This is a genomic window from Flaviflexus sp. (genome assembly GCF_052087705.1).
GTDB classification, from domain to species: Bacteria; Actinomycetota; Actinomycetes; order Actinomycetales; family Actinomycetaceae; genus Flaviflexus; species Flaviflexus ciconiae.
Map to the genome: position 1 here is coordinate 108,903 of NZ_JBQCYC010000007.1, position 9,820 is coordinate 118,722.

Here is a 9,820-nt window from a genome sequence, read left to right on the forward strand (position 1 = left end):
GAAACTCGTGAAGAGCTGCGAACCGCGATCATCACCTGGATCGAGCGGACCTACCGACGCCGCCGGCGGGCCCGCCTGGGTCGGTTGGCCCATCGAGTACGAGCCCCTCATGAACCCGAGCCTCAACCTAGTGGCCTAGACCCAGCTGCGCTTGCCCGTTCATTGGTCCCGTCGCGCCGATGTGCACCCAGATGGTTCTATCCATCGGAACGCGGTGGAGTTCCGCTTCAATATCTGACCTGGTGATTAGGGAGTCTCTCGGTATCATTGACCCATGACGGATGCTGCGGCGACTCCGGAGACGCTCGCCCTGCGCGAGCTCATCGAGATGCGCCGGGCGGAGTTCGAGGAGTTGCTGACGAAGTATGGCGCATCGCGCCCGAGACTCTTCGGCTCCGTGGCCCGCGGCACCGCCGATGCCGACAGCGACATCGATATCCTGGTCGAGATGGACCCCGACGACGGGAATCTCCTCATGCGGGCATCGGGACTCATGGAGGAGAGCCGTGCGCTGTTCGGTCGCTCCGGCCTCGACGTCTTCCCGGTGCAGTTGCTGAAGGACTCGGTCTCGCAGACCGCGCTGGACGACGCGATTCCGCTATGAGTCGGAGCACTGAGCAACGGATCGTCGACATTATGGATGCCGTTCGACGGTGATATCGCTACATCGCCGCAGTTGGGGACTCGGACGCTCGAGACATCGTCGACATGGCTGAGGACGCGATCGAGCGGAACCTGCAGATCATCTGAGAAGCGGTGAATCATCTGCCCGCGGAGATCACCGAGGCGCACCCCGAGATCCCTTGGGTACAGATCCGCGGCTTCCGGAACATTCTCGTCCACCAGCACTTCGGCGTCGACATCTCCGTCGTCCGGGAAGTGGTCGAGCTACACCTTCCACCGCTCATCGACGTGCTGGAACGATATCAGGACGGACTGGCATCGGGTGCAAATTCGTGACCTTGCTGCCGGGTTCCTCGAGAGTTCCGAAGGTGCTGATCTGTAGCATCTGGTGCTTTCGGTCACCATCTGTGCTGGTTACGAAGGGGAGGCAAGATGCGTGATGTGGCGATTCCCGAGTTCCGCTTCAACGTGTAGTTCGCGGCTCTACCATTGGTGGGTGCGTGCTATTCGGAGCCTGCAAGAGTACAACTTGTACAAGTTGCACTCTTGATGCATGACTTCCGTGACCTTGTCCCAGTTCCGCAACAACCAGAGTGACTACATCGCCGTTGCGCAGCGCGAGCCCGTCGAGATTACGTCGCGTGGGACTGGCCGCCGCGCTGTTGTCGTGTCGCCCGAGTTCTTCGACCGCGCTGTGCAAACGCTAGAGGATCAGGCTGACATCCGTGCGGCGGCGGAAGCGCGCAAGGAACCACGCATTCCGTTCGAGGACCTGATGGAAGATCTGGATCTCTGCTTCGACGCTGACGTGACCTATCGCATCGTTATCACGCGGGGAGCCGCGAGGGCCTTTCGCGCCCTTCAGCCCAAGGTTGCCGTACGCCTGAAGGTAGCCACCCAAGGCCTTGCCGAGGATCCCCGTCCGGCGGGAAGCCTGCGACTGAGCGTTGGTGACGGCGAGCTTCGTATTCGTGCCTGTGACTATCGGATCGTCTATGAAATTCAAGATGATGGGCTTGTCGTCCTGTGCTGAAGATCGGCCATCACCGAGAGGTCAGCCGGTTACGCTCGAGCGCGTTTCGGCGAAGGTCAGGCAGTACTCGGGCCGGGCAACATAGTATCAGCGTAAATGGCAAGTGGCCGGTCTGCTTCGTGTGGGCCGATGCTGGACCAGGGAGGTAGAGATCGGTGACCGCCACGGACAAGATTCCCCCGATCCATCCGGGAGAGGTCCTGATGGAGGACTTCATCAAGGGCTTCGGGATCACTCAGAACAAGCTCGCCGTGTCGATCGGTGTGCCTCCGCGTCAGATCAACGAGATTGTGCACGGCAAGCGGGGCATCACGGCAGACACTGCGTTGCGCCTTTCGAAGTACTTTGGAACTTCCGCGGAGTTCTGGATGAACCTGCAGAGCCGCTACGAGTTGGAATGCGCGGAAGATCTCGCGGGGGAGCAGATCGTTACGATCACGCCGCTGGAAGTTGAATGACGTCCGTCATGATCGGTGTTGTTGCCCGTGCTGACGAGAACGGTCAGATGATGCACCGGCTGTGTTTGCTGTTTTAGCTGGAGTCGTTCGATGATCACTGGCCGTGGGGCGCGGATTTGACGCACATCGAGACGAATGAATTGACCACCCCGCGATAGTTGTGTGTCGAAAATCGATCGAGGGCAGATTCCCGCTTGATCGTCAGGTCGGGAGGTCCATTCGTTGAGGCCGCGCAGGTACTTATTTATTGACTGCTTGCTGAGTACTCAGTTTGTTTGTGTCATGAGTAAGCGAAGTGATCGACGTGTCGAACTCGACCTGACCCAGGCCGACGCGGCGCGAACGGCGGGTGTCTCTCTCGCATGTTGTGGCTCTCTACGAGTGCGATCACAAGCTTCGCACCCGGCTCGGCGACGTGCTCAGCGCGATCGAGGCCGCTTTCCACTTCTTCATCGGCCAACCGCTTGGCAGGATCGACAAGTTTGTGCAACGTGATCCTGAGTTGGTGGGTGTGGTTCGCGAAGCGAAGCAGTATCCGCCTGTCCGCGCGTTAGGTGTGATCAGGCGACGAACTCCGCCTCCGCGTATAGTGCCGACCACCTCTTACATCCCGAACCGCAAGGAGTCTAATTGCTGACTCTGCACCCCAATTCTCTGAGTGGATGGGGTGGCGGATCCGATCGAAAATGACCGGAGTAATCATGCACGGAACTCCTGCACAGTGAAGGATGGTAAGCGAAGGGAGCAACCTTGATTGAAATCCTGAACCGACTCATCGATGTGATCGAGGAGCGCATCGGAGAAGACGTCGACATTGAAACGTTTGCGTCGACAATGGGAATGACGAGCTATCACACTCGTCGCATGTTTGCGTCACTTGCTGGCATCCCGTTGTCAGAATACGTGCGTCGTCGGCGCATGACAGTCGCTGCTGCCGACGTGGTCGGTGACGACGACTTTCTCACGATCTCCGTACGCTATGGATACGGATCAACCGAGGCGTTCGGTCGAGCGTTCCGCTCCGTGCATGGCGTGAGCCATGGCGTGGTTCGTCGAAACGGCGGCCCTCTTCGTAACTATCCGCAAATCAGGTTCCACCTGACCATCGAAGGGAGTATTCCAATGGACGCCGGAATCGTCGAAAAGCCCGCCTTCCTCCTGGTTGGTCACGCTGTGCGCGTGCCGCTAATCCACGAAGGTGTAAATCCCCGGATACAACAGCACATCGCTTCCTTGCCTGCCACTGAGCACGAGCGCCTCAAGCAACTCAGTGATACTGAGCCCGCAGGTCTATTGCAGGTGAGTGCCGATGTCGATCCTGACTACGCGGAGGGAAGTGAACTGACATACCTGCACGGTGTCGCAGTCAATGCTGGCTCGCACGTGCCAGATGACCTTGATGCGATCGAGGTAGAGGAGGGATCGTGGGTCGTTTTCCGCACCTCCGGTGAGCATCCCGCTGCGCTCCAAGCGGCCCACGCGACGTCCGCGACTGAGTGGTTCCCGTCGAACCCGTGGCGACTGCGGCCGGGCCATTGAACCCGTGGCGACTGCGGCCGGGCCATTCGATCGTGGCTGTTCTCGAGCGTGCTGAGGACCTCAGTACGGCCACGTGTGACCTTTGGTTCCCGATCGAGCGCTCGTAAGGCACGCATGTCACCGGCCTACTTGTCGCGATGCGCAGGTTCGGTTGATCAAGGTGGCTCTGTCATCCTCCGAGATGCTACTGCCACGCGTGGGTGTTCTGGTACTGGTTGTGTGTTCACCGACGTGGGCATAACTACCGGCAGCTGATGGAGTTCCAATTCAACGTCCATGTCGCGGCTTAACTATTGGTGGGTGCGTCTTGTTCGGTGACCGCTTCAGTGCAAAAGTTTACAAGACTTACTCATGGTGTGTGGCTTCCGTAAGCTTGTCCCAGCTCCGTAGTAACCAGAGCGACTATATCGCTGTTGCGTAGCGAGGCCCTGTCGAGATGACGTCGCACGGGGCTGGCCGTCGCGCGGTTATCGCGGCGCCCAAGTTCTTCGCCCTCGATGTTCAGGCGCTGGAGGATCAGGGTGATATCCGGGGTGGCGGAGGCTCGCAAGGGTCCTTGTATTCTCTTCAATGGCCTGATGGAAGAGCTACGTATTTCTCGCTGAACCCGGCGTCATTGTTCTGACAGGTTTCGCGGCAGGTGCCTGCGTGAATGCGGATCAGTGCCGGCTTGACGTTCAATAAAACCTCTGGCCAGCTGGTGTATATCGCGTGATATGTTTCTGTCAAGAGTAACGAGGTTCGTGAATTGCGTGAGGCTGCTGGCCTCAGTCAAGTTGAATTGTCATTGCGTTCTGGCGTCGCTCAGCCGAATATCGCAGCTTATGAAACTGGGCGGCGACGAGCTTCTGCCGACATGATCGAGAGGCTGCGTGCCGCAGCCCGACCACGTCCGAGTGAGGTACTGGCTTCTCATCACGATGAACTCGAGTTGCTTGCCAACCGATTTGGGCTCAGTAACCTCCGGATATTTGGTTCAACTGCTCGGGGGGGCCGACAGTCCGGGAAGCGACTTGGATCTATTGATTACCAGAGCCGATGGCATCGGCTTGCTGACACTTGCTGCGTTCGCGGAAGAGGCCAGTGAACTGCTGGGTGTTGAGGTGGACGTGGTTTCTGACGGTGGCCTGCCCGAGGGTCACGAGATACTCGCTACGGCTGTTGCAATATGAGAGATCGAGATGAATATGCGCTACGGGAAATAGTTCGTCTCTGCCAGGTCGGTGCTGAACTCGTCTCCCGCGGTCACGATTGGTATGTGAATGACGTATCGAATGTTCCGGGGCTTGCCGCGGAGTCACTGATCATCAAAATCGGAGATAATGTGGCCCGGCTGAGTAGTGAAGTGTTGGAAGCGCATCCGAATGTGCCGTGGTTTCTCATAAAACGAATGAGTGCCGGGGTAGGTCATCGTTACGGAGCCACGGACCATGAGGCGGTCTGGGACACCATGGTTGTAGACCTGCCGACCATTCAGAAATACATCCAGTCAGTGTTGGCCAAGGGGCGAAGTGGAAATTGATGGGAGAGGAATATTCTGGTTGCGATGGCTGACGATAATCGTATCTCGCCAATCCATTCGGATGAGATCCTGATGGAGCATTTTATGGAGCGCTTAAGACGTCGATCGTGACAGGACGCGGCTCGCGCCATCCCGAGAGTAGCGAGACCTCGCCGCCGAAACTGCCGAGACGTATAATCCCGGGGAAACGTGGGACGTCGGTGTAGTAGAGAACTATTGCTTGCTGGGGTGCGTAGTAACCGATCGTGCCGGCAGGCGCACTCTCGCCGCCAAGCATTCCCTCCATCGTCAGCCCCTCAGGTGCGGTGGCGACTATCTCCTGACCGCCGTAGTCGGAGAACGTCAGTGTTAACGGAAGTTGAGAGATGAGACCGCGCGCGGCGGGGTTGTCTGCAAGCATCCCCTCGACCTGGTCTTCGCCAATGGTGATCTTGATCGGTGTCTCGGCCATGGTTTCTTGCTCCTCATAGGCTGTCGGTGCGTGTGGCTTCCGGATCCCACGTTGCAGTGTCCTGTTCCGTGGCGGCCCAGGACGCCAGTAGCTACATTACTTCTGCCGATGGTGAGCCAGGTTCGGCGGTGTAAATGGTGATTGTCAGGCCCGGCTCTGCCTCCATCTGCATCCCCTCGTAGGCGCGGGTCATGTCGCCAACAACCGGAGGTTTGAAGGTCTTAAAGCCGGAGCCATGGTGGCGGACGCTGTGTGCGCTCCAGCGGCGACGGAACTCGTCGCTGCCAGTGGAGAGCTCGCCGATGAGGTCGTGTAGTTCTTTGTTGTGTGGGTCGCGGGCCGCTTCGGTGTGGAGAATAGCGACGGTGATATCGGCCCAGTCGGGATAGAAGACCTGGGCGCGCTCGTCGAGGAAAGCGTGCCTGGCAATGTTGGGCGGCTGCCCTGGCATGTCCCACAGCGCCGAGTAGAAGGCGCGAGCAAGAGGATTGACGGCAAGGAGATCCATGCGGCCGTTACGGACGAATGCTGGGCCAGCAGTAACAGCATCGAGAGCCCACTGCAGGCCTGGGTGCGGTGTCCAGTGCTTCGCGGGGCGCCTGCGCGGGGCCTCGCGACGGGACTTGCCGCTTGGGCAAGATCAAACAGGTGAGCGCGTTCCGCCTCGTCGAGCTGGAGTGCTTTGGCGAGCGAGTCAAGCACCTCTGGGGAGGCACCGCTGATGATGCCGCGTTCGAGTTTGGTGTAGTACTCCACGCTCACCCCGACCAAGGGGGTGAAAAGGAGCCGAGCTACGCCGAACTAGACGAGAGCACGAAACAGAGGATTAGGGCCCCGGGTACATCAGGTGAGACTGTTGACCCGGTCCACGGCAAGTACAGCTGGTATTCCATTGAGGTAGCCCACCCCGATGAAACCGGTGCCATTGCACTTGTCTACGTCCACCGGGATGCTGAAGATCGGCTCAACACAGAGCTACTTGTCCTGCTCGCCATCGCGGTAGCGGTACTCATCGCCGTTGGTGTTGTCGCCTACTGGGCATCCGGCCGCATCCTTGGGCACACGACCCGGTTCGCCGAAGAAGCAAACAAGCCCTGCATTCACCGAACCTACGGCTACCTGAAGAAGGAACGGAAGAGTACGAGGTGCTCGCGAAGAGCGCCAACAAGCTCCTCGACAAAGCCGATGAGAAACTCGACGACGAGAAACGCTTCAACGAAGACATCACGTTCGCTCTCCGCACACCCCTTGCCATGATCCAAGGCGGGCTCGAAGGACCAGGGCAGACCGGTGAGTGGTCCAAGGGCGATAGTGGGAAGCTCCTTGGGGAAATCCAGCACCTGCGCGACATGGTCGACAACCTTGCGGTGATTGCCCGGGTGAGCCGGGGTGACTACATCGGGCAGGGCGTGGCAATGGACTCCACCATGATCGCCCACGATGCTCTCATCGACTGGCGCGAACGCATGGAAGAACGCGAGCTTCCCGTCGTCATTGAACTTGATGCTTCCCCCAAAAGGCACCCATGTCGTGGTTGACCAGGCACGCCTGCGACAAACCATTGACGAAATCATTGAAAATGCTGTTGATGCTGTGCTGCATGCCCCGGACAAGCCGGCGGAAAACAACGTCATCACAGTACGGACCGCCTACCACAGCGATGGTCATGAACGACGGGTGGCACTCGAGGTCATCGACCGCGGCCGGGGAATCCCCGAAGAAGACTTCTCTGTCGTACAAAAAAGATTTGGGAGGGCTTCCAACGACCCCCACCCCTCAGGAGGGCTGGGACTAGCAGTCGCAAAGAACATTGTTGCTGCCATGCGAGGCCAGATTGAAATCCGTAACAATCAGCCAGGGCCGGGCGTAACAGTCGCCATCAGCCTTCCCTACGTAGAAGACCCGAACGAAGAAGTGGGAAGCGAGTAGATGCCGTGCATACCGGATCTATATGGTTCATGACAATGACATACCAGTATGACGTTCTGAAGCCGTTGCCATACCGAGTTCTTATGTTGGGTGGAGCCCAGTGCGATATGTAGTCGTCAGCTGACGCACGAGTAGAGAAGACTCTTGTGAGCAACTAGTACAAGTTGTACAACTGTGGCATGACTTCCGTGACCCTCTCCCAGTTTCGTAACCGCCAAAGCGACTATATTGCAGCGGCCCAGCGTGAACCCATTGAGATTACTTCTCGTGGTGCGAGTCGTCGCGCCGTGGTGGTTTCTCCCGACTTTTATGATCGTGCTGTGCGGGCACTTGAGGACCAGGCAGATATAGAGGCTGCTACGCAAGCGCGGCGCGAAGAGGATCGGATCTCGCACGAAGAACTTCTTCGGAGCCTTGACGACTGACATTTAACAATGCCGTACGAGATTATCTACGCTCCGTCGGCCGCTAAGACGATTCGTAAACTGGACCGGAATGTTGCCAGGTGGTTGCTGGTGGCCATCGGAAAGCTCGCTGAGGAACCGCGGGCTCCTGGATGTATTCAACTCAAGGGTGGCAACGGTGAACTGCGAATGCGCGTGGGGGACTACCGAGTGATCTACCTGCTGAATGATGGAGAGTTGGTGGTGCTAGTTCTTCGAGTTGGACAGCGTCGCGAAGTCTACCGCTAGAGGAGATGCGCGAGGTTGTGTTGCTAGGCGGCACGGCCATGACAATGCGCTCTGTCGAGCATTGCGTTCGGGGTTTTATTGCGCCCAGTTGATCGAGGTGGATTATTCAGGTGAGCCTTGTTTGGAAACGTTGCACAATTTTGTCTGGTCCCTGAGGTCTCGTGACCGGCTGGAACTATTGAACTGCTTCACTGCGGATCCTATGGGGCTCGCTGGAGACTGCGAGCCCCGTGCTGGGAAACGTGTCGAGTGCCGATACTTCTCATGTGTGGCGATTGAGGGCTCGTCGTCACAATGGCGGTATACGTCTTGGCATGCTCGAGTGCATGAGTATGACAACCATCAAAGTCTCAACGGAGCTGAGGGATCGCATCAATCGTGATGTTAAAGAGCGGGGTCTGACTGCCGCAAGCCTTATTGAGAAGCTGCTTGATGCATATGAACGGAATTGCCGCATGGAAGCATTTGGGCAAGCGTTTAAAGGTGCCGACGCTGAGTACTGGGATGAGTTTTCGGCATGGGACATTGCCTTAGAGCCTGCGGCAGATGAAAACTGAACTTCGCCAAGGCACGGTTGCCTGGGTGGATCTCGATCCGGGTCGGGGAGAGAGCAACCTGGTCGCCGGCCCGTCCTCGTGGTTGCGAGCGAGCTCTATGTGAAGCAGACAGACACCCTTGCCGTCACTCTTCCGTGCACGACGCGTGACCGAGGGTGGTCGAACCACGTGAAGCTCGCTGGGAAGGATCTGAAACTGCCCAGCGATATGTATGCCATGACGGAGCAGCCGCGGACCATTGCTCGGGAACGACTGACAGGTGTTGCCGTGATGATCGATGTCGCGGTGATGCGAGAGGTTGACATGTGGCTACGTGACTTCACTGCGTTGCCGCAGTTCTCACGGTAAGAAATGTGGAGGCGGTTCGATAAAGCCCGAACTGCTTGCTGATTGTGCTGGATTGCCAGTTAAGTAGATGGCGCCTACCTGGTGTTTGACCGCCAGGTAGGCGCCAGTATTGCTAGCGGCCGAAACTAGAGAGCTCTCGTGTTTTCTTGGTCGGCTGCCTTGAGTGAGGCGTACGTGCCCTGGTATGCCTCGCAACCATCGGCGGGAACCGTGTAATTGTTGGTGACCGTGCGAAGCTCCGCAAAGAAGGCGTCTTTGTCAGAGGGGCTCTCGGCGCCTGCAATGGCTTCGGTTAGTTCACGGACCCGTGTGAGCTCGGGGTGGTTCGCGCCGTGAACGCGCTCAATAAGTGGTGCAAGCTTGGTTGCTTCGTCAAGGGCAGGCATTTCTATCTCCATGATCGTTGGGGCTGTTTAACACTCTGAGAATATGAGCTCCTCCCATAGGAGTCATTGACCTGCATCAAGTCCGTAAGCGCGGAGACAGCTCGATCTGCGTGAGGCGCTATAGAGCTCTTTGGCTGGGAGGTTGTGACCTGGGTGTGCATGGCCTGCGGTGGTTGGGGAGCGGTTCCCAGCATCTCGATCTTTTGTTGATATTCCATGGATCTTGAGGGGGTGTCAAATAGATTGTGTACGGGTCACCGATGAAAGGACATGATGGTGAC

The 9,820-nt window shown here is 58.0% G+C and carries 17 protein-coding genes and 2 pseudogenes; 15 read left to right on the forward strand and 4 right to left on the reverse strand.

Annotated elements, in window-relative coordinates; translation table 11 throughout:
* Positions 1–3: 3 nt before the first annotated feature.
* The 9 genes and pseudogenes from ACTHUY_RS05500 to ACTHUY_RS05540 form a co-directional block, all read left to right on the forward strand.
* Positions 4–139: pseudogene (locus ACTHUY_RS05500) on the forward strand (IS3 family transposase); the annotation flags it as partial.
* 135 nt (positions 140–274) lie between these two features.
* Positions 275–604, forward strand: a complete 330-nt coding sequence (locus tag ACTHUY_RS05505) for a nucleotidyltransferase family protein (protein ID WP_441678027.1) — start codon at positions 275–277, stop codon at positions 602–604.
* A 152-nt stretch (positions 605–756) separates the two neighbouring features.
* Positions 757–960: a HepT-like ribonuclease domain-containing protein gene (locus tag ACTHUY_RS05510; protein ID WP_441678028.1), complete on the forward strand. Its 204-nt coding sequence runs from the start codon at positions 757–759 to the stop codon at positions 958–960.
* A gap of 217 nt (positions 961–1,177) precedes the next feature.
* Positions 1,178–1,657: a type II toxin-antitoxin system prevent-host-death family antitoxin gene (locus ACTHUY_RS05515; RefSeq protein ID WP_441678029.1), complete on the forward strand. Its 480-nt coding sequence runs from the start codon at positions 1,178–1,180 to the stop codon at positions 1,655–1,657.
* A 203-nt stretch (positions 1,658–1,860) separates the two neighbouring features.
* Positions 1,861–2,115 carry a HigA family addiction module antitoxin gene (locus tag ACTHUY_RS05520; protein WP_441678052.1) on the forward strand — a complete coding sequence of 85 codons (255 nt, stop codon included), beginning with the start codon at positions 1,861–1,863 and terminating at the stop codon, positions 2,113–2,115.
* Positions 2,116–2,865: 750 nt separating this feature from the next.
* The gene (locus ACTHUY_RS05525) at positions 2,866–3,654 is read left to right on the forward strand and encodes an AraC family transcriptional regulator (RefSeq protein ID WP_441678031.1); all 789 of its coding nucleotides are present in this window, start codon (positions 2,866–2,868) and stop codon (positions 3,652–3,654) included.
* Positions 3,655–4,402: 748 nt separating this feature from the next.
* Positions 4,403–4,741, forward strand: a complete 339-nt coding sequence (locus tag ACTHUY_RS05530) for a helix-turn-helix domain-containing protein (protein ID WP_441678032.1) — start codon at positions 4,403–4,405, stop codon at positions 4,739–4,741.
* A complete protein-coding gene (locus ACTHUY_RS05535; protein WP_441678058.1) occupies positions 4,668–4,826 on the forward strand; it encodes a hypothetical protein in 159 nt (52 codons plus the stop codon). The genes ACTHUY_RS05530 and ACTHUY_RS05535 overlap by 74 nt, the downstream gene beginning before the upstream one ends.
* 86 nt (positions 4,827–4,912) lie before the next feature.
* On the forward strand, positions 4,913–5,176 hold the full coding sequence (locus ACTHUY_RS05540) for a HepT-like ribonuclease domain-containing protein (protein WP_441678034.1): 264 nt from the start codon (positions 4,913–4,915) through the stop codon (positions 5,174–5,176).
* 82 nt (positions 5,177–5,258) lie between these two features.
* On the opposite strand, the gene ACTHUY_RS05545 is transcribed toward ACTHUY_RS05540, so the two are convergent.
* From ACTHUY_RS05545 to ACTHUY_RS05555, 3 genes and pseudogenes are all read right to left on the reverse strand, one after another.
* Positions 5,259–5,627 (reverse strand): cyclophilin-like fold protein, encoded by a 369-nt coding sequence (locus ACTHUY_RS05545; RefSeq protein WP_441678036.1) that lies wholly within the window; start codon positions 5,625–5,627, stop codon positions 5,259–5,261.
* 91 nt (positions 5,628–5,718) lie between these two features.
* A complete protein-coding gene (locus ACTHUY_RS05550; RefSeq protein ID WP_441678054.1) occupies positions 5,719–6,192 on the reverse strand; it encodes an MmyB family transcriptional regulator in 474 nt (157 codons plus the stop codon).
* 140 nt (positions 6,193–6,332) lie between these two features.
* Positions 6,333–6,389 (reverse strand): annotated as a pseudogene (locus ACTHUY_RS05555) (hypothetical protein); the annotation flags it as partial.
* 383 nt (positions 6,390–6,772) lie between these two features.
* Here ACTHUY_RS05555 and ACTHUY_RS05560 point away from each other — a divergent pair.
* The 6 genes from ACTHUY_RS05560 to ACTHUY_RS05585 all read left to right on the forward strand — a co-directional run bounded on the left by ACTHUY_RS05560 (position 6,773) and on the right by ACTHUY_RS05585 (position 9,153).
* Complete coding sequence (locus ACTHUY_RS05560) at positions 6,773–7,165, forward strand: hypothetical protein (protein ID WP_441678038.1); 393 nt, start codon at positions 6,773–6,775, stop codon at positions 7,163–7,165.
* The gene (locus ACTHUY_RS05565) at positions 7,158–7,556 is read left to right on the forward strand and encodes a sensor histidine kinase (RefSeq protein ID WP_441678056.1); all 399 of its coding nucleotides are present in this window, start codon (positions 7,158–7,160) and stop codon (positions 7,554–7,556) included. Before ACTHUY_RS05560 ends, ACTHUY_RS05565 begins: the two co-directional genes overlap by 8 nt.
* Before the next feature lie 179 nt (positions 7,557–7,735).
* Entirely contained in the window at positions 7,736–7,981 is a 246-nt protein-coding gene (locus ACTHUY_RS05570) for a type II toxin-antitoxin system prevent-host-death family antitoxin (RefSeq protein ID WP_441678040.1), read from the forward strand.
* Between the two features lie 9 nt (positions 7,982–7,990).
* Positions 7,991–8,248 (forward strand): type II toxin-antitoxin system RelE family toxin, encoded by a 258-nt coding sequence (locus tag ACTHUY_RS05575; protein WP_441678042.1) that lies wholly within the window; start codon positions 7,991–7,993, stop codon positions 8,246–8,248.
* Between the two features lie 326 nt (positions 8,249–8,574).
* On the forward strand, positions 8,575–8,805 hold the full coding sequence (locus ACTHUY_RS05580) for a toxin-antitoxin system protein (protein ID WP_441678043.1): 231 nt from the start codon (positions 8,575–8,577) through the stop codon (positions 8,803–8,805).
* A gap of 99 nt (positions 8,806–8,904) precedes the next feature.
* A complete protein-coding gene (locus tag ACTHUY_RS05585) occupies positions 8,905–9,153 on the forward strand; it encodes a type II toxin-antitoxin system PemK/MazF family toxin (RefSeq protein WP_441678045.1) in 249 nt (82 codons plus the stop codon).
* Between the two features lie 125 nt (positions 9,154–9,278).
* Here the strand turns inward: ACTHUY_RS05585 and ACTHUY_RS05590 are convergent, their stop codons facing one another.
* Positions 9,279–9,539, reverse strand: coding sequence for a hypothetical protein (locus ACTHUY_RS05590; RefSeq protein ID WP_206501687.1), 261 nt, complete (start codon positions 9,537–9,539; stop codon positions 9,279–9,281).
* Between the last annotated feature and the right edge of the window lie 281 nt (positions 9,540–9,820).

What these genes read in the sequence shown, in the direction of transcription:
- ACTHUY_RS05515 (WP_441678029.1), top strand. Translation starts at nt 1,178, where the DNA reads ATGACTTCCGTGACCTTGTCCCAGTTCCGCAACAACCAGAGTGACTAC.
- ACTHUY_RS05505 (WP_441678027.1), top strand. Translation starts at nt 275, where the DNA reads ATGACGGATGCTGCGGCGACTCCGGAGACGCTCGCCCTGCGCGAGCTC.
- ACTHUY_RS05575 (WP_441678042.1), top strand. Translation starts at nt 7,991, where the DNA reads ATGCCGTACGAGATTATCTACGCTCCGTCGGCCGCTAAGACGATTCGT.
- ACTHUY_RS05545 (WP_441678036.1), bottom strand. Translation starts at nt 5,627, where the DNA reads ATGGCCGAGACACCGATCAAGATCACCATTGGCGAAGACCAGGTCGAG.
- ACTHUY_RS05590 (WP_206501687.1), bottom strand. Translation starts at nt 9,539, where the DNA reads ATGCCTGCCCTTGACGAAGCAACCAAGCTTGCACCACTTATTGAGCGC.
- ACTHUY_RS05570 (WP_441678040.1), top strand. Translation starts at nt 7,736, where the DNA reads ATGACTTCCGTGACCCTCTCCCAGTTTCGTAACCGCCAAAGCGACTAT.
- ACTHUY_RS05580 (WP_441678043.1), top strand. Translation starts at nt 8,575, where the DNA reads ATGAGTATGACAACCATCAAAGTCTCAACGGAGCTGAGGGATCGCATC.
- ACTHUY_RS05520 (WP_441678052.1), top strand. Translation starts at nt 1,861, where the DNA reads ATGGAGGACTTCATCAAGGGCTTCGGGATCACTCAGAACAAGCTCGCC.